Source organism: Nodosilinea nodulosa PCC 7104 (assembly GCF_000309385.1).
GTDB lineage: Bacteria > Cyanobacteriota > Cyanobacteriia > Phormidesmidales > Phormidesmidaceae > Nodosilinea > Nodosilinea nodulosa.
This window is the reverse complement of the sequence record NZ_JH976537.1, coordinates 1,617,690-1,641,248: the sequence shown is the minus strand read 5'-3', so window position 1 is coordinate 1,641,248 and position 23,559 is coordinate 1,617,690. Positions and strand designations below refer to the sequence as shown.

Annotated in this window: 23 protein-coding genes and 1 pseudogene; 8 read left to right on the top strand and 16 right to left on the bottom strand. The window is 57.3% G+C overall.

Translation table 11 applies throughout. The features are described from left to right. Nucleotides 1-29 precede the first annotated feature (29 nt). The 7 genes and pseudogenes from LEPTO7104_RS43525 to LEPTO7104_RS33095 form a co-directional block, all read right to left on the bottom strand. A complete protein-coding gene (locus tag LEPTO7104_RS43525) occupies nucleotides 30-251 on the bottom strand; it encodes a type II toxin-antitoxin system HicA family toxin (protein ID WP_071527200.1) in 222 nt (73 codons plus the stop codon). Between the two features lie 107 nt (nucleotides 252-358). Then, a complete protein-coding gene (locus LEPTO7104_RS0107355; RefSeq protein WP_017297913.1) occupies nucleotides 359-694 on the bottom strand; it encodes a HepT-like ribonuclease domain-containing protein in 336 nt (111 codons plus the stop codon). Further along, the gene (locus LEPTO7104_RS0107350) at nucleotides 691-981 is read right to left on the bottom strand and encodes a nucleotidyltransferase family protein (protein WP_026072462.1); all 291 of its coding nucleotides are present in this window, start codon (nucleotides 979-981) and stop codon (nucleotides 691-693) included. Before LEPTO7104_RS0107350 ends, LEPTO7104_RS0107355 begins: the two co-directional genes overlap by 4 nt. A gap of 10 nt (nucleotides 982-991) precedes the next feature. Beyond that, nucleotides 992-1,204: pseudogene (locus tag LEPTO7104_RS43520) on the bottom strand (type II toxin-antitoxin system RelE/ParE family toxin); the annotation flags it as partial. After that, nucleotides 1,197-1,523: a hypothetical protein gene (locus LEPTO7104_RS0107345; RefSeq protein WP_017297911.1), complete on the bottom strand. Its 327-nt coding sequence runs from the start codon at nucleotides 1,521-1,523 to the stop codon at nucleotides 1,197-1,199. The gene LEPTO7104_RS0107345 and the pseudogene LEPTO7104_RS43520, both read right to left, overlap by 8 nt. A gap of 31 nt (nucleotides 1,524-1,554) precedes the next feature. Beyond that, entirely contained in the window at nucleotides 1,555-1,749 is a 195-nt protein-coding gene (locus LEPTO7104_RS0107340) for a DUF2283 domain-containing protein (protein WP_017297910.1), read from the bottom strand. Between the two features lie 404 nt (nucleotides 1,750-2,153). Then, entirely contained in the window at nucleotides 2,154-5,747 is a 3,594-nt protein-coding gene (locus LEPTO7104_RS33095; RefSeq protein ID WP_017297909.1) for a HEAT repeat domain-containing protein, read from the bottom strand. A 33-nt stretch (nucleotides 5,748-5,780) separates the two neighbouring features. On the opposite strand from LEPTO7104_RS33095, the gene LEPTO7104_RS39930 reads away from it, so the two are divergent. Together LEPTO7104_RS39930 and LEPTO7104_RS0107330 are read left to right on the top strand one after the other, a co-directional pair. After that, nucleotides 5,781-5,969 (top strand): hypothetical protein, encoded by a 189-nt coding sequence (locus tag LEPTO7104_RS39930; protein ID WP_155523550.1) that lies wholly within the window; start codon nucleotides 5,781-5,783, stop codon nucleotides 5,967-5,969. Between the two features lie 144 nt (nucleotides 5,970-6,113). Then, nucleotides 6,114-6,587 carry an Hsp20/alpha crystallin family protein gene (locus LEPTO7104_RS0107330; protein ID WP_017297908.1) on the top strand — a complete coding sequence of 158 codons (474 nt, stop codon included), beginning with the start codon at nucleotides 6,114-6,116 and terminating at the stop codon, nucleotides 6,585-6,587. A 105-nt stretch (nucleotides 6,588-6,692) separates the two neighbouring features. Here the strand turns inward: LEPTO7104_RS0107330 and LEPTO7104_RS0107325 are convergent, their stop codons facing one another. The 4 genes from LEPTO7104_RS0107325 to LEPTO7104_RS0107310 all read right to left on the bottom strand — a co-directional run bounded on the left by LEPTO7104_RS0107325 (nucleotide 6,693) and on the right by LEPTO7104_RS0107310 (nucleotide 11,845). Next, nucleotides 6,693-6,914, bottom strand: coding sequence for a DUF2283 domain-containing protein (locus tag LEPTO7104_RS0107325; protein WP_017297907.1), 222 nt, complete (start codon nucleotides 6,912-6,914; stop codon nucleotides 6,693-6,695). Nucleotides 6,915-7,016: 102 nt separating this feature from the next. Continuing rightward, nucleotides 7,017-9,248, bottom strand: a complete 2,232-nt coding sequence (locus tag LEPTO7104_RS33090; RefSeq protein WP_155523549.1) for a glycosyltransferase family 2 protein — start codon at nucleotides 9,246-9,248, stop codon at nucleotides 7,017-7,019. A gap of 503 nt (nucleotides 9,249-9,751) precedes the next feature. Beyond that, nucleotides 9,752-11,464 carry an NACHT domain-containing protein gene (locus LEPTO7104_RS0107315; RefSeq protein WP_017297904.1) on the bottom strand — a complete coding sequence of 571 codons (1,713 nt, stop codon included), beginning with the start codon at nucleotides 11,462-11,464 and terminating at the stop codon, nucleotides 9,752-9,754. Between the two features lie 21 nt (nucleotides 11,465-11,485). Continuing rightward, nucleotides 11,486-11,845 (bottom strand): rhodanese-like domain-containing protein, encoded by a 360-nt coding sequence (locus LEPTO7104_RS0107310; RefSeq protein ID WP_017297903.1) that lies wholly within the window; start codon nucleotides 11,843-11,845, stop codon nucleotides 11,486-11,488. 156 nt (nucleotides 11,846-12,001) lie between these two features. Here LEPTO7104_RS0107310 and LEPTO7104_RS0107305 point away from each other — a divergent pair, with 156 nt between their 5' ends. Beyond that, on the top strand, nucleotides 12,002-12,694 hold the full coding sequence (locus LEPTO7104_RS0107305; protein ID WP_017297902.1) for an aspartate/glutamate racemase family protein: 693 nt from the start codon (nucleotides 12,002-12,004) through the stop codon (nucleotides 12,692-12,694). Between the two features lie 53 nt (nucleotides 12,695-12,747). Here LEPTO7104_RS0107305 and LEPTO7104_RS0107300 read toward each other — a convergent pair whose 3' ends face one another. Continuing rightward, nucleotides 12,748-13,395 (bottom strand): Uma2 family endonuclease, encoded by a 648-nt coding sequence (locus tag LEPTO7104_RS0107300; protein ID WP_017297901.1) that lies wholly within the window; start codon nucleotides 13,393-13,395, stop codon nucleotides 12,748-12,750. A gap of 111 nt (nucleotides 13,396-13,506) precedes the next feature. Between LEPTO7104_RS0107300 and LEPTO7104_RS0107295 the strand changes: the two genes are divergently transcribed. Then, nucleotides 13,507-13,704, top strand: a complete 198-nt coding sequence (locus LEPTO7104_RS0107295; protein ID WP_017297900.1) for a ssr2422 family thylakoid membrane protein — start codon at nucleotides 13,507-13,509, stop codon at nucleotides 13,702-13,704. A gap of 169 nt (nucleotides 13,705-13,873) precedes the next feature. Here the strand turns inward: LEPTO7104_RS0107295 and LEPTO7104_RS0107290 are convergent, their stop codons facing one another. Continuing rightward, nucleotides 13,874-16,609 (bottom strand): NACHT domain-containing protein, encoded by a 2,736-nt coding sequence (locus LEPTO7104_RS0107290; protein ID WP_017297899.1) that lies wholly within the window; start codon nucleotides 16,607-16,609, stop codon nucleotides 13,874-13,876. Between the two features lie 161 nt (nucleotides 16,610-16,770). Between LEPTO7104_RS0107290 and LEPTO7104_RS0107285 the strand changes: the two genes are divergently transcribed. The 3 genes from LEPTO7104_RS0107285 (at nucleotide 16,771) to LEPTO7104_RS33085 (ending at nucleotide 19,840) form a co-directional block, all read left to right on the top strand. Then, nucleotides 16,771-17,862 (top strand): potassium channel family protein, encoded by a 1,092-nt coding sequence (locus tag LEPTO7104_RS0107285; protein WP_225886943.1) that lies wholly within the window; start codon nucleotides 16,771-16,773, stop codon nucleotides 17,860-17,862. A gap of 253 nt (nucleotides 17,863-18,115) precedes the next feature. Further along, entirely contained in the window at nucleotides 18,116-18,361 is a 246-nt protein-coding gene (gene psaC / locus LEPTO7104_RS0107280; RefSeq protein WP_006515950.1) for a photosystem I iron-sulfur center protein PsaC, read from the top strand. Between the two features lie 252 nt (nucleotides 18,362-18,613). Further along, nucleotides 18,614-19,840 carry a M23 family metallopeptidase gene (locus tag LEPTO7104_RS33085; RefSeq protein WP_155523548.1) on the top strand — a complete coding sequence of 409 codons (1,227 nt, stop codon included), beginning with the start codon at nucleotides 18,614-18,616 and terminating at the stop codon, nucleotides 19,838-19,840. A 106-nt stretch (nucleotides 19,841-19,946) separates the two neighbouring features. On the opposite strand, the gene LEPTO7104_RS33080 is transcribed toward LEPTO7104_RS33085, so the two are convergent. From LEPTO7104_RS33080 to LEPTO7104_RS0107260, 3 genes are read right to left on the bottom strand one after another with little or no spacing between them, the layout of a single operon-like run. Continuing rightward, the gene (locus LEPTO7104_RS33080; protein WP_051158480.1) at nucleotides 19,947-20,657 is read right to left on the bottom strand and encodes a pyridoxamine 5'-phosphate oxidase family protein; all 711 of its coding nucleotides are present in this window, start codon (nucleotides 20,655-20,657) and stop codon (nucleotides 19,947-19,949) included. A gap of 35 nt (nucleotides 20,658-20,692) precedes the next feature. After that, a complete protein-coding gene (locus tag LEPTO7104_RS0107265) occupies nucleotides 20,693-21,331 on the bottom strand; it encodes a transglutaminase-like domain-containing protein (RefSeq protein ID WP_017297895.1) in 639 nt (212 codons plus the stop codon). Next, a complete protein-coding gene (locus tag LEPTO7104_RS0107260) occupies nucleotides 21,332-21,844 on the bottom strand; it encodes a GNAT family N-acetyltransferase (RefSeq protein WP_017297894.1) in 513 nt (170 codons plus the stop codon). It abuts the gene before it with no gap. 189 nt (nucleotides 21,845-22,033) lie between these two features. Here LEPTO7104_RS0107260 and pdxR point away from each other — a divergent pair, with 189 nt between their 5' ends. Beyond that, entirely contained in the window at nucleotides 22,034-23,494 is a 1,461-nt protein-coding gene (gene pdxR / locus LEPTO7104_RS0107250; RefSeq protein ID WP_017297892.1) for a MocR-like pyridoxine biosynthesis transcription factor PdxR, read from the top strand. Nucleotides 23,495-23,559 lie beyond the last annotated feature (65 nt).

The following is a 23,559-nucleotide window of genomic DNA, read 5'->3' as shown; positions in this document are numbered from 1 at the left end:
TGATTTAGGCCTGTATCTAATTTAAATAGTCAGGCTTCAAACAATGATTTTGGTAACCGAGACTGACGAATGATGGATTGCAATGTTCCAATCTTTAACGCCTTGTGATTAGGTACGGGAACTGTAATAGTCGTTTCTTCTGTGAGTTTTTGCATAACGATGTAGCTTCCCCGCTGACGTACAGCTTGAAACCCGTGCTGCTCCAAGAGCTTACAAACTTCTTGGCCAGAGAAGATTCTAAGCTTGCCCAGCGCTGACCTCCAAGCGGGTAATGAAGATCTCGGATTTTAGGCGGTTGGCAATTTCTGTAGGATCAGCGACTTCAAAGAAAAGCTCAATGGCCTCAATGCTGAGGTTGTTAAGGTATGGATCGCACAATGGTTTCTATGTTTTGTTTTAAGGGAGTGAGTTCCTGGTCTACAACAACCCAGACGATGTCAAAGTCAATCTCAAAATAGTTGTGAGTCAAGATATTGCGCATGCCGATAATTTTTGGCCAGGGTATTTCTGGATGCTGCTCCCTGATTTCTAAAGACAAGGAGCGGGCTGCTTCCCCGATAATCTGAAGATTTTGTGTAAACCAGGTTTGGATCAGTTCGTTTTGCTCGAAGGCTGTTTTGCCCTGAGATGCATAACGCTCAATACGCTCAATGGCCTCCAGCATGTCGTGCAATTTGTCGCGATCATTTCTCATAGAGGTATGGCCTCAGCGAGCACTCGTTCACGGATTTTGGTGCGTAGTCCTTTGTCGGTGACAATATCAACCGAGCAACCTAATAAGTCTTGCAGTTCCATGAGCAAGCCACCGAGGTCGAGTAAGCTACGACCCTGCTCCATTTCAACTAAGAAATCTATATCACTGTTTGAGTCTGCTTCGCCTCGGGCTACTGAGCCAAAAATACGAACGTTGTAAGCTCCATATTGGGTAGCCAATTCTAAAATTTGTGCTCGTTCTCTCTCTAGTCGTTTCTCAAGATTCATACATTTACCTTTTACCTTTTTGAATATCGCTATTTTTGACGCGGACTTTGAAAACAGTGTAAGTCGTGCTAGGAATTTGATCGCCGGGACAGTTTCCCTTTGCGAGGTCATCGAATAGCGGCTGTAGGTCAGCCCGGATATTGCGATACCGTTTGGCTAATTTGCGAAGCTGTCCTTGGAAATCAGGAGTGACTAAAACTTGAACGGATGGAGCGTCAGTCATCAATGCCATCCCAAAGCTCAGAGATGGGTTTTAAATCGCCTTCCTTAGCTTGTTGTAGGGAGATTCGCAAATGGGCAAGGATGAGTTCATTTGGGTCGTCGTCGGGGTCGCTTGGGGGAGTGAGGATACCGCGATCGACGAGAATTTGATAAAAATCGTCTACATCCATTGCAACGACTTGAGCCGCTTGCTCGATGAGCAGGATATTTTGCTGAAAGAGGGCGTTGGCGTAGCCTCTCCAAAGGAGAATCGCTAGCTCTGTGCGCAAATCGGTTTCTGTCAGTTGGATGTCATCTGGTAAGTTGAGCGTAATTTGCATTATTCAGACTCCATTAGTTGACAAGGGATGTTCATGAAGCCAAAAGTGCCGTGACTGCTTCTTCAGACATGAATCTTCTAAAGTCTAGAATTTCAACTAAGACCAGCCTCTCATTGGCCGAGTAGTGCAAAATCACCTGTCCATCTTCCTCAGCGTAGGCGATGGGTTCTTCAGATAATTCAACTAGAAGCGCATCGACATCTTTGCTATAGCTAATTTTTTTCATATCTAGATCTCCTGCCAGGGTAAAGGGTAATGATCAGAATAAATGCATTGAACTCTCGATAGACTACTCTCAATACTCGCGTTTTGTCTAACCGCTTTTGAGCAATCTTCTTATCGTCTTCTCCAGGCTCTAGCCTGTTAGGTGAACGAACTACGTCAATAATGAAGTTTGGTTCGATAGTGAGTCCATGATTGGCAAGTAGTTCTATTTTGATCTCTGAGTGCTCACTAAAGCGAATTTCCTTCATTCACCCTCCACTCTTTTTCCTTCTAGCCTCCATCGCTACAGTACGAATGCCTTCAGTAATTGCAACTTCTCGGCGCAGGTCTGGTTCTGTGAGAGCTAAGTTGTCAGGCAGGTCAATGATAATTTGCATAGTTTGAGTCCGCTCAGTTCAATGATGGTTACTTCACATCTTCGCTTACGCCTTCTAGAAAGGCGATCGCACCTTTACCCCAGGGGTTAGATTCAACAAAGTGTTCGCCGACTTTGATGGCTGCTTTTTTGCCGCCATTCCACAGACGCTTGAGGTTGAGAAAGTTTTGCCAGCGGGTGTCGATGCGTCTAGCTTCGATGTCGATAGTTTGGGTGATGGCGGTTTCGTCGGTGACGTGGGGATTTTGTTGCTGGAGTTCGTCGATGAAGTGTTTGTAGCCCGTTAGAAGAGTCTCAAAGTTTTGCTCTGGGACGTGAATGTGCTGAGTGAAGTCTTGTTGACTGCCTTCAGCCGCATAATTAACACCGATTGTTGCATTTTGCTGATTGAAAATGGGTGCTTTGTCGCTCATGATTGTTAGTTTTTCTACAGTTTGAACTGTTATGGTGTTTGCGATTATTTTGTCGCTTTGGCTGGGGGTGCTGTCGGCCTGCTGGCCTGTTAGACAGGCCTGCCAGATTTCGTAGTTGTAGAACTTGCAGCGGTCTTGGATAGCGGAAATTGCTCTCTTCAAGGCATCTTCTGGCTGTTGGAGATGCAGCTGCCATAACTTAGTTAAGCAGTTAGGAGTGCCGATTTCCTCAAAAACCTCTGCGGCACTCATACGAACAATAAAATCTTGGTCTTCAAGAGCTTTGAGCAAGCTTGGGATGGCTGCCTCACTGCCGATTTTGCCTAGGGCCGTTGCGGATCTCCAACGAACACTAAAATCTTGGTCTTCAAGGGCTTTGAGCAAGCTTGGGATAGCCGCCTCACTGCCGATTTCGCCCAAGGCATCTGCGGATCTCCCACGAACATCGGAGTCTAAATTTTTAAGGGCTTTGAGCAAGCTTGGGATGGCTGCCTCACTGCCGATTTTGCCTAAGGCCGTTGCGGATCTCCCACGAACACTAGAAACTTGGTCTTCAATGGCTTTGAGCAAGCTTGGGATAGCCGCCTCACTGCCGATTTCGCCCAAGGCATCTGCGGATCTCCTACGAACATCGGAGTCTGAATTTTTAAGGGCTTTGAGCAAGCTTGGGATGGCTGCCTCACTGCCAATTTTGCCTAAGGCCGCTGCGGCACTCCTACGAACATCAAATTCTCGGTCTTCAAGGGCTTTGAGCAAACCTGGAATGGCTTTCTCACTGCCAATTTTGCCTAAGGTCTCTGCGGATCTTCTACGAACATCAAAGTATTGGTTCTCAAGAGTTTTGATCAAGCTTGGGATGGCTTTCTCACTGCCGATTTTGCCTAAGGCTTCTGCGGCGTAAAAGTTTTGCGCTTTGAGGGCTTTGATCAAGCTTGGGATGGCTTTCTCACTGCCGATTTTACCTAAGGCCTCTGCGGCACTCCCACGAACATAAAATTCTCGGTCTTCAAGGGCTTTGAGCAAACCTGGGATGGCTGCCTCACTGCCGATTTGGCCTAAGGCCTCTGCGGCACTCCCACGAACATTAGAATCTTGGTTTTCAAGGGCTTTAAGCAAATCTGGGATGACCACCTTACTATCGATTTTCACCAACGCCTCTGCGACGACCCCCTGATGATAAAGATTTTGTTCTCCAAGGGCTTTGAGCAAACCTAGGATGGCTACCTCACTGCCGATTTTACCTAAGGCCTCTGCGGCACTCACACGAACATTAGGATCTTGGTCTTCAAGGGCTTTAAGCAAGCTTGGGATGGCCGCCTCACTACCGATTTTGCCCAAGGCCTCTGCGACGCTCCAACGAACATCGGAGTCTGAGTTTTCAATGGCTTTGAGCAAGCTTGGGATAGCCGCCTCACTGCCGATTTGGCCTAAGGCCTCTGCGGCACTCATACGAACATCGGAGTCTGAATTTTCAAGGGCTTTGAGCAAGCTTGGGATAGCCGCTTCGCTGTGGCTCATTGTCCAATACTGAATTTTGAGACGTGTTGGGACATCTGAGGTACTAATCCAGCCAATAGCTGTACTTTGTAACGGAGGTATAACGTCCCCAGCTAATCGCGCTCCTAGCATCAAATCCACATCATCTATTGCCAGCTTCACCACCTGCAGCGATTGGGCATCCTCTTTCACCAGCCCCAGCATGAGGGCAATCGCTTCTGTCCACTTCAAATAGTTAAGGTAGTCTCGCTTAAATTTGTTTTTCTCTTTAAGCAAATCCGGCAGCAGACACAGCAAATGTTCTGCGGCGTAATATTCCTGAATCAGTTGGTGGCGAAATTCGAGCTGGTCGGTAGTGCGGTTTTGCAGCAGGTGGTATTTGAGCAGGTCGTCAAGAATGTCGCGGGCGGGGAACTTTTCGTTGGCAAAGATTTTGCTGAGTTCGCGTTCGGCTTCGGTGCGGTGAATCGCCACGCGAAAATCAACCGGGGTTTCGCCCTGCATCATCAGGGCCGCCAGAGCTTTGAGAGCGTCTTTCCACAGGCGGCGATCGCTCAATGGTCGCACATCCCCCTTCAGCAGTGCCACCTCATGCTTGCGCACGCTGCTGTCTTCATACATGGTCGTAAACGCCCGAAACACCTCCGCCAGGTTGGTGGGCAGTTGTCGATTAGACGATCGCTGAAACACCTCGCACAGCATCCACAGCAGCAGCGGCGTTTGGCCAAACTCTCGCAGGCGAGTCTGGTTCCCAGAGGCTCTGCCAACGCTCAACTGCCGCAGCATCGCCTCCGCCTGATCGGGCACGTAGGCGCGAATAAAGGCTTTCATCTGCGCCTCGGTCAGCGGCTGCATCTCCAGCTTTTTCTCAATGCCCAGGTCGCCCCCAAGACCCAGATCTCGCGTGGTAAAGATCATCGGCACTTTGGGATGGTCGCGGCGAAAGGTGGTGAGCTGGGTGCGGGCCTCGTCGGAGGGCAACTCATTCAACCCGTCAACCAGCAGCAGAAACCGTCCCTGGCGCAATAGTGTCGTGAGGGCAGCATTATCCAGCGACAGCGCTGGGTCATGCTGATGGAGAAATGCCTGAATGCGCTCAATGACGGAGGTTTGCCAGTAGCGCAGCTCCACCAAAATAGGAATTTGCCCTTGACCTTCCTTTAGCGTTTCGGTTGCCACCTCTAGAACTAACCGAATCAACGCGGTTGATTTACCAGAGCCAGGGCGACCTACTAGCAGCACGTGGCCGTCGGCATATTTGCGAATGCCATCAAGCACGGGCAGGCGTTCGGTTTTTTCTTTCTCTTTCTGAAGTGGATTATTCTCCGGGTCGGCTGGCTCTCGTTCTTTGGTGACGGTTTGCACCATAAGGCCAAAGTCAAAAACTGAGGGTTGCTCTGGCTGTGCTTGGTCAACTTTGCCAACGGCATCGGTAATCGTGTAGTGCTCCCACCATTTCTCGTAGGTGGCGATGAGCGATCGCAGGCAGGCATCAAACTCAAAGCGATTAAGTTCGGCCAGGTGGCGGGCGATCGCCTCTAACCCCGGCCCGATCGCGCTATCGGCCCAGTCCAGCAGGGCGCTAACCTGCTCGCCTATTTTGGCCGATGCCCCAGCTCGATTCATTCTAGGCATATTGACGCTGAGAATCAGCCGCTCAAAGTCGTGAGACGACAGATTGCTCAGGTCATCGAAAAGCTGGGCGCGATCCATACGGGGCGGGCTAAGGGAAAAATCCTTATCGCTATGGTACTCGCAGAGAATTTAAGCCGACAGGTCTCGCCGCGATCGCCTATCACCGCCCTGCAATGGCATGGCATCGAGCTGCGATCGCGATCGCAGACCCTGCCTCAACAATTCCAGGCGTGGCAAGCGCGATCGCCCCTGGCCCGTACTCTGCTTTACGGTTCGCCCCCAAAACGGTACGGGAGGTAAGTTCGCCACCGCAGTAGGGTTCCTACCACTTTAGGTAGAGACAACTCTGGCGCACCATAGTAACTGTACAGAGTGAAAGCGCAAATGCTTGACCTGACTCACTTAAGCAGTTCTAGAAGGCAAGTACCAGGAGGTTTAAAACCCATGATTATTCGTCGCTACTTAGACCCGATTACCGAAATCAACGCCATTCGTCGTCAGATCAACGATGTGTTCGGCGACCTCACCACCGAGGCTCTGTCCAAGGCTGACTGGGCACCGGCTGTGCGCCTGGTAGACCGGGGCAACGAGTTCGTGCTCACTACCCACCTGGCCGGGGTCAACGCCGCCGACCTGGATGTGCAGGTCAGTGCCGATGGCGTGTCTATTTCTGGCACCCGCAACCAGCCCGAAGTGGCCGCCGATGACACCAAGGTGCTCTACGACGACACCCGCTACGGCAGCTTCCAGCGGTTGGTAAACCTGCCCGACGCGGTGCAAAACGACCAGGTTGTGGCCAACTTCGCCGACGGCGTGCTGACCCTCACCCTGCCCAAGGTGGTTGAGGCCCGCAACAAAGTGGTCAAAATTGATCTGGGCGGCACCGCAGCACCCGCCATTGAAGCAGGTCAAGCCTAAGCGTTAGGCAGAGGTGTCCTGACGCTGCGGGTTAACGCTAACGGTTGACGATTGAGAGTTTGTCATGATGACTGGGGGAGGCATTGCCTCCCCCTTTTTTTGCGTCTACGGCTGGGGCTTTTCGAGGTCGGCGTCGCCCACGGTAAAGGTGACTGACAGAGGATTTTCGACCCGCTGCGAGGCCTGGCGCAGCTCTAGCCCCACCACCATGCCATCGTCGTCGTAGTCGAGGATGAGGTTGGGCGAAATGCGGGCGGTTTCGCCGACTTCGCGCTGATTAAAGGCGATTTGCAGGATGTCGCGATCGGGGTCGTAGATAATCTGCATAGGGCGAAGGCGAAGGGCACAAAGGTTAACGGGTAGTGTCGCGGGGCAATTAATAGCCGCCATCATAGAGCGTTTCAGCCCTGATAGCTTAACCCCGATGGGCTACCCTTTTACCAGCGGCACGCCCCTGGGACTGCGGCCGCTAAAGCGCCAGGGCCACAGCAGTACCCGCAGCAGCAGCCAGATCGATTGCAGCTCGCCGGGGCTATTCCAGCTTTTCCACTGGCCGGGGCGGCAAAATAGGGTGATCACCAGCGCCCTGTAGCTGGCCGGGGACGGCGGGCCAAACTGCACCCGCAGGTGGGGGAATCCATCTCTGTCGCTGACGGCGGTGATGATGCCCTCCAGGGCGATCGCCTCTTCGGCAATTTCTAGATCTACGGCCATGCCCACGCTGAGGGGATGCTCGGGGGACGCCCGCTGGGTGAGAGAAACCTCTACCCCGGCCTCGGACATCAGGGTGGTGATGCCCCACCAGGTTTTGGGCCGGGGGCTGGGCGGCGAGAGGTTGTCGGGGCGATCGCCTGGCTCCGGCGGAAAGATGCGCGGCGACAGCTTGATCACCCGGCGCAGATCAAACCACACGTGAGAATCGGGACGGGGCACATCCAGCAAAATCAGCAGGGCGACGGCGATCATGGCCAGGTTGTAGGCACTCCACACCCAGCCCAGGGTCAGCCCCCGGACCTGGAGGTAGGCGTCGGTGCCCCAGCCGGCCATCAGGCAGAGGCCCAGGTTGCGCCACAGGCTCACCGCCGTGAGCCCAAACAGAATCACCAGCGGCCAGCCCAGCTTCCAGTTGAACCGAAACCGCTGGCTGGAGGTGCCCTTGGGGGTGACCTGGAACCCCCGCGAAAAGGGCCTGACCATGGCCTTGATCACGGTGGCCGCCAGCGGAAAGACCAGCACCAGCGAGTAAATGTCGGACAGCAGGGCAGAGCGCGATCGCTCGTTCAGCCAGCCAAACACGGTCAGCTGCACCAGGTAGTAGGGCACAAAGTAGTAGAGAATCTCCGGCGTCGTAGCCTGGATGGGAATTACGCCGAGAAACGAGTAGGCCAGCGGCATCAGCAGAAAGCCGATGCGGGGAATGCTGCTAAACCAGTGCAGCAGCCCCTCCAGGTGGCCCAGCCGCTGGAGCGGGGTAAGCCCCGGAATGGTCAGCGGATTGGAGTCGATAAAAAAGGCCTGAAGGGTGCCCCTGGCCCAGCGCAGCCGCTGGGTGGCGTGGGCGGCGATGTCCTCGGCGGCCAGCCCGGCGCTGAGTTTTTCATCGAGATAGATCACGTCGTTGCCCTGGGCGGCCAGGCGCACCGAGGTAAAGTAGTCTTCGCTCAGCGACTCGGTGACAAAGCCGCCGGTATGCTCCAGGGCGCTGCGCCGGGCCACAAAGGAGGTGCCCGAGCACACCACGCTGCCCACCCCGTCGCGCATGGGCTGAATCTGCCGATAGAACACCTCTTCCTCGGGGGTCAGCACCCCCTCCAGGCCCAGGTTGCGGGCGATCGGGTCGGCATTGTAAAAGCTCTGGGGCGTTTGCACCAGCCCCACCCTGGGGGACTGAAAAAAGCCCACGGTGCGGCAGAGAAAATTGCGGGTGGGCACAAAGTCGGCATCAAAGGAGGCGATCAGCTCCCCCTGGACCTGCCCAATGGCGTGGTTGAGGTTGCCGGCTTTGGCGTGGGCATTGTCGGGGCGGGTGATGTACTCGCAGCCCAGGTCGACGGCCAGCGCCTTGATCTCCGGGCGGCGGGTATCGTCGAGCAGGTAGATGGTCTTGCGCGGATAGCTCATGGCCTGACAGCCAATGATGGTGCGGCGCAAAATAAACGCCGGTTCGTCGTAGGTGGGAATAAACACATCGACCCAGGGCTGGTACTGCCCGCTGGCCACAGTCTGCTCTAGCTGGTCGGCCTGGGCTCTGCGATCGCGCACCCACAGCAGCAGCACCAGCTGAATAATGCTGGTGGTGAGGCCAAACAGCTCCATACCCAGCAGCCCCAGGCTAAGGGTACCCTCCAGGGGCGAGGCCAGATTTAAAGTTGAGAGGCAGCGCCACACCAGGTAGCGAGTCACCAGGGCCAGCAAAATGCCGACCACAACGCACCGCGACCAGGGCTGAGGCCGGGGCGAAACGCGGGTAATGGCGTAGGCTACCAGCAGCAGCAGCACCGTGGGGGCCACCAGATACTGGGCCGCTACCATCGGTACCTCCAGCCACACGGGGGGCTGGCTCTGCAACACCTGAAGCTGGGCAAAAAGCCTGGTAATGCGCGCCTCGCCCGCAAACCAGGCCATCACAACGGCGGCTGAGAACCCGACGGTGGCCGCCATTGTCATGGTTGCCCAGCGCAGCGGGGGGCGCGATTTAGCCCGATCAGTCGGCTTTGAAGCAGACCTGGATAAAAACGCCATAGAAGTAGTGAACGGGTAGAGGGCAGGTGAAGCGAGCGTGAATACTCTCTTGGCGACGTCGCCAGAGCTGCACTTGTAGCCACAGTCACGTGGGTTAGGACATCTAGAAACCCTATGAGCGTTCAAACGTTTGAACGTTCATAGGAGACCTGTCTTAACCAGACTGGCCACAGCTATATCACACGTAGAGATCCCGGCTAATTCTCCTTAGAGCCACACGAGCGACCATCAGTATGGAGGACATAGGCGAATTTAAAGGGTACCTGGGGTTACTACACCACGGCTGCAACCCATTCTCTACTGCTTTAGGCCCCTGCAAACAGGCACCAGCAAAGCAATACTCGCAGGCCAGGGAGTTCGGCATTAGTTCGCCCTAGGACCAATTAGATAGCCGCTGCGAGAGGATTGGGCGCGATCGCCCCCTAGGCGCGATCCTTGACCATCGCCTGGCGCAGCATCTCGTGGCCAAAGCCATAGCCCCCTCCCACTCGGCGCAGCAGCCCCACCGCCCCCATCGCATCGAGCCAGGGGCGGGCGGCCAGGGGCAGACTATTGCGGCTTCCCAACAGCAGCCGCACAGCGCCGTGCTGCAACCCAAAGGACAGCCACAGCACCGCGATCGCCAGTGCCCCCACCAGCAGCCGAATCCGGTTGGGGGGCAGCAGCGCCAGGGGGGGCTGGCCGCTGGCCATCGCTGGCAGCACCAGCAGCAGCGCCAGCAGTGCCCCCAGCCCCACCATCAAAACCAGCGTGTTGCGCAGGGCCAGGGCAATGTCCTGGTTTGGGGTTTGGCGGCTTTGCATGGCCCCCGCCTGGCCGCCCCGCAGCAGCAGCCCTAGCCCCAGGCCAGTGCCGAGCACAGCCCCCACGGCCCCCGCCCAGCCGAACCCAGGCACGCCCAACCTCAGCGGGGTCAGCAGCAGCGCCCCCAGGGTGCCCAACCCCAGCCCCAGTACCAGGGCGAGCAGGCCGCAGGTCAGCACCATGGCCGCCAGGCGGCTCAGGGGGGCGATCGCCAGCCCGAGGCGAAAATAGGCAAAATTCTCCAGGTCAATCTGCGAGAACATGAGTCCCAGGGCCAGCCCCAGCAGCAGGTTGCCGCCCACCAGCCCCATCACCAGGGCGATCGCCAGCCCCACCAGCAGCCGGTACAGCAGCTGACGAGGTTCGGGCAGCCAGGTGCGCTGGAGGTCGTCCAGATAGAACAGGCGGGGGCGCTGATCGAGCTGCCCGGCCAGCCAGCTCAGCGTTGCCCGGTGCTGGCCAGCATTGCCCTTGGCCTGGGCCAGTCGGTCATCGATGTAGCGCTGCACCAGGTCGGCCTGATTGCGAACGGGCGGCTCGGCTGGGTTCGCCATCGCCACCAGCATGGTCAGGTGCAGCGGCAGCCGGGCCAGCTGTTGCAGCACTTTGCTGCCCTTAATCACTGGCCACAGGTCGGGGCGGTTTTGGGCCAGCACGTAGTCTTTGACCTGCTGCGCCGCCAGCGGAATGATGTTGATGCCCCCGTTGAACTGATCAAAAATCAGCCCCGACGATTCCATCACCTGGCGGCGGCAGCAGAGCAGGGCGGTCTGGTTGGGGTTGGTGCGCAGCAGCGCCTCCAGGGCGGCGGCAAACTTGCGCTGCTGGGGCACGGGCAGGTGATCAAACCCGTCCACCAGCAGAGTGAGCTGGGCGGTGTCTATCCAACTAGCGGCGGCGGCTTTGGCGACGCGGTACTCGCGCCACAGGGTCGCCATCAGCCACTCGCGCATGGTCTCCCCGGCCCAGGCCGAGACATCCAGCAGCACCGGCACCGGGCCGCCGCGCTGCCGCAGCAGATCGCCCACCGCCAGCAGGGTATGGGTTTTGCCGACCCCCGCCTCGCCTAAAATGAGCAGCCGACCGTCGATGCCGTCGCGCTGAAACAGATCGGCGATCGCCCCCACGGAGGTCAGCACCTGGTTGTCTTGGCGGCCAAACTGAAGCCCCCACACCCGGTAATTCATGGGAATCTCGCGGGGTGAGGCGACCAGGGGCAAACCCCGGCGATGGGCCGTTAGCTGCGGCCCCACCACCGCTGCCAGCGTCCGCAGGTCAGCCGCCACCGGGGGCTGGCCAGGAATCAGCGATCGCAGGGTACTGGTAACCATGGGTCAACCTTCGCAGCGAGCCTAGTAGCGGGGTACCGATCGATCGACCATCAGCGAGTAGGCATCGATGCCGCCGGTCACATTCTTGAGCTGGGTAAAGCCCTGCTGGGCCAGCCAGCCGCACATCTGGGCCGATCGCATGCCGTGGTGGCAGAGCACAATGGTTTCGCGATCGGCCTCAAAACGACTGTGGATCGTGTCAGCCCAGGCGGCGAATTCGCTCAGGGGCAGATTTACAAACCCCTCCAGGCTGGCGGTCTCCACTTCAAAAGGCTCGCGCACATCGATTAGCTGCACATCTTCGTCCGCCTCAGCCAGGCGCTGTGCCAGGGCTTCAACGCTGAGGGGTTCGTAGGGAGCGGTGTCGGAGGCAAACGTCATAGGTCAATTTTAGAAGCAGATGGGGTTGGACAGTCCGTTCACCCGGTCAGGCATGCCTGGCTAGGCATGCCTAAACTTACGCAACCATACCCCATCGTCCCGGAAAGGTGATATACCCAGGGCACATCCCAACGCGCTAGGACTAGGAGGCATCCATTGAAAACCATTGGCCTAATTGGCGGCATGAGCTGGGAGTCTTCCCTGGAGTACTACCGCATTCTCAACCAAACGACCCAGGCCCGGCGGGGAGGGCTGCATTCCGCCAAGGTGATTCTGTTCTCGGTCGATTTTGCCGACCTGGCCGCCATGCAGCACGAGGGCCAGTGGAGCGATATTTCAGCCATCCTGGTGGAGGCCGCCCAACAGCTGCAAATGGCCGGAGCCAGCATGGTGCTGATTTGCACCAACACGATGCACCTGGTGGCCGATGATGTTGAGGCCCGCATTTCTGTGCCCCTGGTGCACATTGCCGATGCGGTGGCCGAGGCCATTAAAGCCCAGGGGCTAGGGCGCGTGGGGCTACTGGGCACCAGGTTCACCATGGAGCAAGACTTCTACCGCCAGCGCCTGGTCGAGAATCACGGCCTGGAGGTGATCATTCCTAATGATGCGGGCCGGGCGGCGGTGCACCAGATTATCTATGATGAGCTGTGCCAGGGGCAGTTTAAGCCTGAGTCGCGCCAGACGGTGCTGGGGATCTGTCAGGAGCTGGTTGAGGCCGGAGCCGAGGGGGTGATTCTGGGCTGCACCGAGCTAGAGCTGCTGGTGGGCGATGCGACGGCGACGGTGCCGCTGTTTCCCACCACCCGCATCCACGCCGAGGCGGCTGTTGCCCTGGCTTTAAGTTGATAAGAACGCAAAAAGCTTGGCTTTTGCAGCCCGAATTGGCTAGGAATATTGAGCTATGTGGCTAAAGATTGCAGCCATCGTCGGAGAGTTATTTCTGCATCAACTTCGTCTAGCTTGGCCTGGGCCAGGAACTCGTACAGTTTGGCTTTGGCCACCATAGGAAACGTGGGGCTGGTCTCAACTTCCTGGTACATCGCGTTTTCAAGCTGGTAAATGCGCCAGATCTTGCCGTTGTAGCGCCAAAATTCCGGTATTCCCAGGTTGGCATAGAGGCCGAGCTTGTCAATATCGCTGTGGGTGATGTCAACTTCCACCACCAGATCGGGGGGTGGGTCGGTTTGTAGGTCAATGGTTTTGCCCACCACTAGGGGCTGATTTTGAATGTAGTAGGCGTTATCGGGCTCGGCACCGCGATCTAAATCTTCGCGATCGAGGGTGGTGGAGCCCAGGGTTTTGATTTTTAGCCCCCGCTCTACCACCAAAATGCGAATAAACAGCTCAATCAGACGCACCGCAAATTCGTGATCTTCGAGGGGCATGGTGATTTCGAGCGCACCGCGATCGTAGGTAAAGCGAGCCGCACGGGTCTGGGGCAGGGCCTGGTAAATTTGCTGGTAAGCCTGCCAGTCTAGACCGCGCAGCGTCACCCGCTTTTCGCCAAGGGCCATATTGGCCTGGGTGTTGGGAGCGCTAGTAGCCATGGGCCTTTGCAGTGATGTACTCCTATGGTGCCACAGAAAAGAATTCTCCTTAAACTGCTGTTTTGAGGCTTGCGGTAAGATTGATGGATATAACCATACCTTTTACCTGTGATGGCCCAAGCAACGGATGATAGAAGCGACTCGCAGCAGGTGATTACTGAGATTCGGGAACTGAAGCAAGAAGTTGAGCGGTTTAACCAAAAGTTTGACAACTACCAAAAAGCGACTCAGTGGGTAGTTCAGCTTGCCTTTAGCCTGATTGCGGCGGCGACGGTGACGGTGATTGTCTCGACTGTATTGGGCAGGTAGCCATAGAATTTAGAAACCGGGTTTCTGAGGCTGTGTTAATGGCCCTTATCGATGCAAAGAAGAAACCCGGTTTCTGGCAGTAGCGAATGTTTTGGTGGATGAGCTTTGGTGCGTTGGCTGAGCAGGAGTGTTGCAGATTTGCTGAGGATATTGGCCAGCCGAAGGCACCCTACGGGCGATCGAGGCCAAGCTGACGTTTAAGTGCATCAGGAACACCGATCGCTTTGTCGAGTCCAATTACATTATCCCAGTTAGTATCTTCATTCCAATAGATTCCTTCTAGTCTTGCTCCCGTTAAGTTCGCATTTTTTAAATTGGAATTTGTTAGATTGGAAGCAAACAAAACTGAGTTCTGAATATTGGCATTTTCTAAATTCAGGAAACTCAAGTTTGCGCTCTCAAGAAATTGCCTGCTGATGTTGACTCCTTGTAAGTGCGGACCAACCACTTTAAGAAATATAGTAGGCGAAACACACGAACTGTAATCTATGATTTGGGAAAGGTCAGTGTAGACCCAATGTTCCTTCTCAAGCTTGCTAGGATCCCCAAAGGGATAGAAATCGTCTTTTTCTAGCAATGATGAATTCCTGATATTCAAAATCAGGCAGAGTGCATTAATTCCAGCGAAGAAATCTATCTGCCTAATTCCAAGTTTTTGATTTGAATCACTTCTAAAATCTTGAATTTGACGCTGTTTCCTTTGTGGTAAGTTCTCAGCCAACGAATCGATGAAATCGCCTTCTCGCCAGCTTAAGTAAAAGCTGTAAAGACGATCGAAAAGCCTTTCAATTTCGTCACTAGCACAATCTAGAAGTAGCTGAATAACTAACTCTAGAAGTAGCTGAATAACTAACTCTAGGATTTCCGAGGTCAGTACATGGCAGCCTAACAGGTCATACACGCCCCAGCAAAATTCAGCGTCTTGGATGTCGTATTCGCGGTTGCGGCCTGGTTGGCACCAGTCGATCAGGCTTTTGACGATGCGTTCGGCGCAGAGAAATTCGCCAAAGCTTTTGTGGACAAATTCGATCGAGCCCTCGCCCTGACGACCCGACTGCATGTAGAACGCCGCCAGGGCATTGCGGAGGGGGGCTTCGCTGTCTTGCAGGCGCTGCTGGGCCGCGTCGAGAAACTGTTTGGCGGCGCTGTCTTGTTGCAGTCGCTGGGCGATCGCACCAATCCGCGCAAACTCCATACCCGATTGCACTACACACAGCCCCGCCTCCATGAGAATGCGGCGTAGGCTCTCGGTGTCGAGTTCAGCGATGTCTAAGTTCAGTCGCTCAGGGCGCTGTTTTGTAAGCACCCAATCCAGCGCGGTTTCGTAGATCAGTACTTTGGCCTTAGCGCCTTCGGCCCCCTCAAACATCTCCAGGCGCAGGGCACCGTCGCGGTGCATGGCCCCCAGCAGGTACAGCAGCAGCGGTTCGCGGGCCAGCTCTTGCAGGCGATCGGGCAGGCGTGGGTCTTTGAGAATGCCCCTGAGATAGTTGGGGTCTTGGCCCATGAGCCTGCCCCATTTGACGAACCACTGGGCTTGCAGGTCGTCATCCATGGGTAAAATTTCGACCCGCTCCAGGTTGGGCGGCAGGCTGCGCTCGATGGATTGCAGCGACAGGGTGCGGCCTGTGATCAGAATTCGGTGGTTCTTTTCAGAATTTCTGGCACACTGCTCCTGAAACCGCCCCACCTGATCGAGAAAGCGATCGAGCCCGCCGCTGGTGCGGCCCTCCATCAGCAGTTCGTCGAAACCGTCGAGGATGAAGAGAAAGTTGACGTTGCGATCGGTCAGCCAGCCAGAGTCGGTCTTGGCAAAGTCGCGATCGATCGCCTTGGCCAGCGTTTCCTCAAAATCATTCGACAGCACCGACACATCCCGCAGGCGAATCAGAATCGGCGTCCAGCGGGGATGCTCGTGGCGACGCACCCAGTCGGCAAACATGCGGCAAAACACGCTTTTGCCCCGCCCTGGCCCACCCTGCACAAACATCACCTGACCTGACTTAGTGGAGTCATTGAGACATTGCCGCGCCCATGCCTCTAAAACAAAGGATTCCTCAGTGCCGTTGGCTTCTCCTGCTGAAGTTAGAGCCTGGGCCTTGAGGGGCACGTAGATGTCGCTAAAGGTGAAGTCTTCAGCAAAGACCTGTTGGTGGGGGCAGGGGGCGATCGCCTCATCCAGATAGCTATCGATGCTGAGGTACTTTTCAAACACCTGGTCGCCGCCCGTGCGGTACCACTCCACTACGCGCTGGAGGTCGGGGGCGGCATCGGCGATCGCATTCCGCATGTGCCGATTGGTGTTTTGAGCAACGCGGTCGACAATTTGGTTGGCTAGGTCCGGCTTTGCCCCCAGCTGCACCAGCCGCGCATTTAGAGCGTCATTAAACGCGATCGCCAGAGCCGACTGATGAAAGTACAGTGTGGCAAAGCGGGCCTCTTTATCCGTTAGCTCAAATTGGCCCAGGGCTTTAACGGCGGGGGTGATGTTCTTAGCCTGGAGAGTGCCGTCTTTGGCGTTGAGCCATTGCTCCAACTTAGGATGCTGTTTAACAAACTCCCGAAAGCTCTCCAAGTAGGCGGCCTGGCTCACCAGCGCCACCGACTGGGCCAGAGTCGGTTCTTTCTTTGTGGTCTCCAGATAAAACTTCAGCAGCCCAGTTCCAATAGAGACAAAGGGCAGGGTTGCGCCCACCAGCTTGCCCAGGGGCGAGTTGAGGGCATCGAGTAGCGAGTCGAGCTGGCCAACCAGCGGGGCCAGCTTTTGCACGTTTGGACCTTCTTCGGCCAGTACCTCTGCCAAACCCAGTACCGCGTCGGCGGCATCGGCGGCACTGTCGATAGTCTTGAGCGAAACCAGGTCGCCAACGTCGGTGGTGAGAAAGTTCCAGAGGCGGGTAGCCATAGCAGTGTGCAGTGCTGGTGGATGGGCGTGATGGGTTAGGGCCGAGCCAGGAGTGTTGCCTAAAACCCAGAGTTATTGACCAGCCTAACGGTACCCTAGGGTTTGATGGCATATTTCTGGCGTTTTCATCTTCTCATTCCCAGATTCCAAACCCCGTGTCTATGACGGTGATGCCAAACCTCAATCGTAAGCGGTGGCAGCGGCTGATTGCCCTGGCTGTGGCGCTGGCGCTGGCGGGCGTGGTGGGGCTGCTGCTGTGGCAGGAGAGCCGTGGGGCCAATGGCACAGCCCCCTGGGTGGTGCTCGAAAATATCGTCATTACCCTGATGGGGGAATACCCCGACAAGCCCAAAAGCCCCGTTGGGCGGGTGCTGCAACTGCTGCTGCTAATTTCGGGCACGTTTATCTTTGGGGCTATCAGCGGCAGGATTTCTGCCCTCTTTGTGACCCGCGCCCTGCGATCGGAGACCTCTGTGAGTGTGTTTAAAGACCACATTATTATCTGCAACTGGAACGATAAGGCGGCGGGCATTGTCGCTCAGCTGCTGGAGGGCAACAAAGATAGCCCCATCGACATTGTGGTGGTGGCGGCCTCGGCGCTGGTGGACGATCGCATTCCGGCTTTTCTGAGCGATCGCAGCGGCTTCAGCGATTGGGTTCACTTTGTGCAAGACGACCCCACCCACCACGCCACCCTAGAGCGCCTCTATGCCTCCCAGGCCAGGGCGGTTATTTTGCTGGCCGATGAGGAGACCGAGGCTCCCGACGAAAAAAATGCCCTGATTGCCCTGGCCATCAAGCATCTGGAGCATATTCCCGGTCGGCAGAAAGACATCCACGTGATTGCCGAACTGGTCAACCTCAGCCGCCGCCGCCACCTCCAGGAGGCCGGAGTGGATGAGGTAGTGTCGGCCCGCGACTACAGTGCTGGCATCATTGCCCAGAGCGCCATGTTCAAAAATATGTCGGTGGTTTACCAGCAGTTGCTCACCTATTCCGACGACACCAACGAGTTTTACTTTATTGATTCGGGCCGTTACCCCAGCCACCTGTGGGGCAAAACCTTTACCGAACTCAGCCAGTGGGTCAGCACCTACAGCGCCACCCAAACCGACAATCCGCTGCTGCTGCTGGGGGTGCGCCGGGGCGGCGAGATTTTGCTCAACCCTAAGCCCCAGTCCTTCGAGCGGTTGATGGCCGACGATGCTCTGGTGGTAATGGCCTTCAAACAGGTTGACCGCATCGATGGTTGAGGTGCGGTTAACTTGACGGGCCAGACCACTTAAACCACCGGGATCCCGTTCGCGGGGCGTTTATGAGTCTAAACGCCTATTCATATTACGATCCGTTAAGGTTTGTAGGGGGTGGCGATGAGAGCTGAAATCTCTCGCTATAGACTGGTCAAAGATTAGGAAACCCTTACTGAATAGACCGTTTTGACCCACCTTTGAGGGCCTCCTTAAAGCTGTCAAACCCAGTCGTGACCCACATTGGAGTTTTTATTCAATGTCCCATTCTGTCAAAATCTACGATACCTGCATTGGCTGCACCCAGTGTGTGCGCGCCTGCCCCACCGACGTGCTCGAAATGGTGCCCTGGGATGGCTGCAAGGCCGGGCAAATTGCCTCTTCCCCCCGCACCGAAGACTGTGTTGGCTGCAAGCGTTGCGAAACGGCTTGCCCCACCGACTTCTTGAGCATTCGGGTTTACCTGGGTGCCGAAACCACTCGCAGCATGGGCCTTGCCTACTAGGGCAAGTTCTTTTGCACAGCCATAGTTATCGTCATCAAGCTCAAAACCCTGGGATTAACTCCCCCAGGGTTTTTTTGCGAGTTTTGTCTTTGCCGATTTGCTGAGATTTGAGCCCAACTCAGCAGTGTGGGTTTTGGCCTGTGGCTACAGATCAGCCCTAGAAATGTGGCATTGGCTGAGGCTTACCATTCTTAACGGCACGTGAGGCTTAGACGATCTATGGTGCCAGTGAGGTGAAGGCACGGGACGGCAATGGCTAACGGTAAGGGTAGGCGCTACAAACTTGGGGCTGGTTTGCTGGCTCTAGTGGCAACGGTGATGCTGGGCTGGCTGACCCATCTGCCTGCTGAGGCTCAGCCCACATCGGCACCAGCCCAGTGGACTCCCGTGGTAGCTTCGGCGCTGACTCCGACGACCCAGGCCGTGCTTGGGGTAGATGGCCAATACCACATTGTCTACGAGCTGGTGCTGACGAACACCAGTGCCTATGCCGCCACCCTCAACGGGGTTGATATTGTGGCTGAGGTCTCGGGCGAACCTTTAGCCTCTGTGGCCGATGACGACTTGCTGTCGCGGTTGCGGGCACCTGGTAGTTTTCGCGTTCCCACGGCTGAGCTTGGCCCCAGCGAGAGCCGTTTGGTGCTGCTCGATCAGAGCTTTAGCAGCCGCGATGCGGTGCCCGATCGCCTGATTCACCGGCTGGATATTTTGGGTACGGCTGGTCCGGCCCGGCGAGAGGCATCGCCCCTGAGCTATGCAGCGGCTCCGATCGCGATCGCCTCTGCCGAGCAAGTGCTGGGTCCGCCACTTAAGGGGGCAGGCTGGGTGGCGATCAACGGCTGCTGCTCCCCCGATGTGGGCCACCGCAGCACGGGGCTACCCACCGCCGGAGCGATACATTTTGCCCAGCGCTTTGCCATCGACTGGATGCAGCTCGATCGCCAGGGTCGCATCGCCGTGGGCGATCTGGCCGATGTCCGCAGCTACCCGTCCTATGGAGCCGAGCTGCTCGCCGTGGCCGACGGCACCGTAGTGCAAACCCGCGACGACCTGCCCGACCAGGTGCCCCCCACCCTGCCTGCCCCCAGCACCATCGACCTCACCAACGTGCTGGGCAACAACGTCATTCTCGACCTGGGGGACGGGGCCTATGCCCTGTACGCGCACCTCCAGCCGGGGTCGGTGCAGGTCAAGACGGGCGATCGCGTCCGCAAAGGCCAGGTCTTAGGGCGGCTGGGCAACACCGGCAACACCTCAGCGCCGCACCTGCACTTTCACCTGATGGCTGGGCCAACGCTGGCCTCGGACGGGCTGCCCTACACCTTCGATCGCTTCGAGGTCGCTGGACAGATTCCCCTGGAGGAAGTAGAGCAGTTCTACAGTTTTGAGGGCAACTGGCGATCGGCGCTGCTGCCCCAGCCTTCGCCCCGGCAGCGGGAATTTCCGCTGTTTCTCACCGTGGTTAACTTCCCTGAGTAGTCGGAGCTGGCGACCAGTACTCCGAGGCGGAGGTTTAGAGACTATTCCTGCAAGCCAGGGAGCAGGGGAGCTAGGGAGCCAAACGGGCCAAAACGGAGGAGATATTTCAGCCTTCGAGTACTAAATTTTCGCGGCGATAAGTCGTGACGTAATCGGGCACCGCCAGGTCTGGTGAGCACTTTGGATCGGTGAGCGGGGCCGCAGCGGCTAGGTTCAGAGGAATTTCTCCGGCCCAGATGGGCAGGGCGTAGTCTTCTGCCGCGTCGTTGGGCGGCCCGCTGCGCACCTTGGCCGAGGCTTCGGCGATCGGCAGGGCCAGCACCAGGGTACCCGCCAACTCCTGGCGATTGGGGGGGCGCACGTCGTCCCAGCGGCCAGGGACAACGTGGTTGGTAAACGCCTTCAGCGCGGCCATTTTTTCGTCGGTATCGTCAACGCGGGTGGCGGTGCCAAACAGCACCACCGAGCGGTAGTTCATCGAGTGGTGAAAGGCGGAGCGGGCCAGCACCAGACCGTCCAGTAGGGTGACGGTGAGGCAGACTTGAATCCCCTGCTCCAGGGAGGTCAGCAGGCGGCTGGCGGGGGAGCCGTGGATGTAGAGCTGGTCGTTTAGGCGTCCGTAGGCGGTGGGAATCACAAACGGCTGACCCTTGACCCCGAAGCCCAGGTGACAGACTAAGCCTTCATCGAGAATGTCGTAGACCTGCTGGCGATCGTAGCTGGACCGCTGGGGGAGGCGTTTGACCTGGGTGCGGGGGGTGGGGGGTAGGGAGGGCGATGGGGGGAGAGGGGGAGGATGGGGGAAGAGGGGGAGGATGGGGAAGATGGGGGGGTGGACATGGGGAGGGGCTCCTAGAGGGTGGTGGGTAGGTGAGCGATGAGGGCGGTGGCGGTGGGGTGGGTTTGCAGTGCCGTCACGACGGTGGGGTGGGGCTGGGCGTAGATGGTGGGGTAGTCGATTTCGCCGTAGCGAGGGCGAATGGGGTAGGCGAGCTGTTCGCGGTGGACAGAGGCTGTGCCAGAGGGGCGATCGCTGCCAAACTCGGCCTGCACGCCGGGTTTGTTGCCCCGCGCGTCGAGCCGAATCCAGCGGCCTAAATCTTTCCGGTAAACGGCATTTAGGCCGTGCAGAATGTGGCGATCGGGCTGGGCGTCATCCCACACCAGCCGCTGATAGCAAAATCCGGTGGGGATGCCGCAGCTGCACAGCAGGGCAGCCAGCAGGTGGGCCTTGGCGAAGCAAAATCCGTGGCCCGCCTGCAGCACCTCAGAGGCCGCGCAGGGAACAGATGCGGCCCCGATGTCGCAGGTGTAGGCGATCGCATCTCGCACCCATTCGTACAAAATTCGGGCTTGATCAACGGTAGATGTCGCCTCTTCCACCAGGGATTGAGCCTGAGCGGCAACCGCTGAATGGTCACAATCGACCACTGCGGAGGGGCGCAGGTAGTCGGCCAGCTGAGGCGATGCGAGGGCAAGTTCAAGGGACATTTATTGCTTCTCCCCGGTTGAATCGACGGTCAAATCTAGCTCCATCAGGTTGCCGGGGCAAAAGCCCAGGGCGGCGTAGAGCGATCGCGCCTGGGGGGCCGCATTCAGCACTGCCCTGGTGCAGCCCACGTTCTTCAGATGCTCTACTACCAGCTGGGTGAGCCGGGTGGCAATGCCCTGTTTCCGGTAGGCCGGTTCCACATACACGCCCCAGATGTAGCCATACTGCCGATTTTGGGGAGACAGAATCAGCGGGTACAGACCGCCGTAGCGCTGTCCCCCCGCTGAACCGACGATTGCCCCCTCCACCTCAGCCACAAAGGCCTGGTAATCGAGGGTTTGGCGCGCCGTGGTAATAAATTCCAGAGCAATATCCCGCCAGTTGGGCTGGATACTGTCCGGGGGAATGCCCAGATCGCGCCACATAGCATAAAAATGCTGAGCAATCACCGCATCCTCTGCGGGCGGGCTAGCCCGAAAGGTAATAGACGATAGAGCCGCCATGGCCGCCATCCAGGTTCAACGAAAGGTCCAATCAGGCTTAGCATAGGCAGAGTATTGGCCATTCACAAGAGCCAATTTCCCTAAATTCAACCAGGCCACTTTCTCTCCCCACCCTCCTCATCCCCCCATCCCCCCACTCCCCCCATCCCCCCATCCCCCCATCCCCCCATCCCCCCATCCCCCCATTCCCCCCATCCCATGGACTTCGCCCTCGCCCTCGATTCCCAAAGCCCATCTCCCTACTACCAGCAGATCTACGAGGCGCTGCGGCAGGCTATTCTCACCGGACGGTTAAACCCCAGGCAGCGGCTGCCCTCTACCCGATCGCTGGCCAGTAGCCTGGGTGTCTCCCGCGCCACGGTCACTCAAAGCTATGACCAATTGCTGAGCGAGGGCTATCTGCAAACGGCGGTGGGGGCGGGCACCTATGTGTGTGACCAACTCCCCGAAGACTTGCTGCGCGCTCCCGATCTAGATGTTGGCCCAGCCCCTTCGCCACCCCCTGTCGCGCTATCGACCTACGGCTGCCGCCTGAGGGATTTTGCCGATAGCCCCACGCCCGAACCCGCTGCACCGATCAGCTTTCGCTACGGTCGTCCGGCGCTGGATCAGTTTCCGCTGGAGATCTGGCGGCAGTTGCTATCGCGCTACTGCCGCCGGGGCGACTGGCTTGACTACGCCACCGACCCCATGGGGTACTGGCCGCTGCGAGATGCGATCGCCACCTACCTGGGCCAGGCCCGCGCCGTGCAGTGCCAGCCTGACCACATTTTGATCACCAACGGCACCCAGCAGGCTCTCGATCTGACCACGCGCCTGCTGCTGTCCGATGGCGATACTGTTGCCCTCGAAGAACCCAGCTATCTCAGCGCCCGCCGCGTTTTTACCAGCCAGGGGGCAGTCCTGCACCCTATGCCCGTGGATGAGGCAGGTCTGAATATAGAGGCGCTGGCTCAGACAAAAGACCCCATTCGCCTGGTCTACGTCACTCCATCTCACCAGTTTCCCACCGGAGTGGTGCTGTCGCTGCCCCGACGGCTGGCCCTGCTGGCCTGGGCGCAGCAGACCGGCAGCCTCATTTTTGAGGATGACTACGACAGCGAATACCGCTACGCGGGTCGCCCCATTCCGGCCTTACAGGGGTTGGGAAAGGGACAGTCGGTGCTGTATGTGGGCACCTTTTCGAAGGTGCTGTTTCCATCCCTGCGGGTGGGCTATATGGTGCTACCGCCAGATCTGGTGCCGATATTTCGGCGGGCCAAGTGGCTGAGCGATCGCCAGGTGCCAGGCTTAGAGCAGGCTGTTCTCGCTGACTTTATTGCTGAAGGTCATCTAGAACGACATATTCGCCGCATGCGATCGCTCTACGATCGGCGGCGGCAGGCTTTAGTAGCAGCCCTGACCGAGCACTTTAGGCATCGCATCACAATTCTGGGCGAAAACGCCGGGCTGCACGTGATGGTGAGGTTTGACACCACTATCCCCGATGCTGATCTGATCGCCAAAGCTGCCCAGGTGGGCGTGGGCCTGATCGCCGCCAGCCCTCAGTACCAAGGCCCTAGCCCCGGTCACGAGTTTATCTTTAGCTATACCGAGCTGGATAAGGAGGCGATCGCCAGCGGCATTGAGAGGCTGGCCGCCTTAATCCCTGCGGAATAGGTTGTCCCCCTTGCCTGGATACCCGATTATTTGTAAGGTTCTCCTAATCGATGTCTACGCCCGTG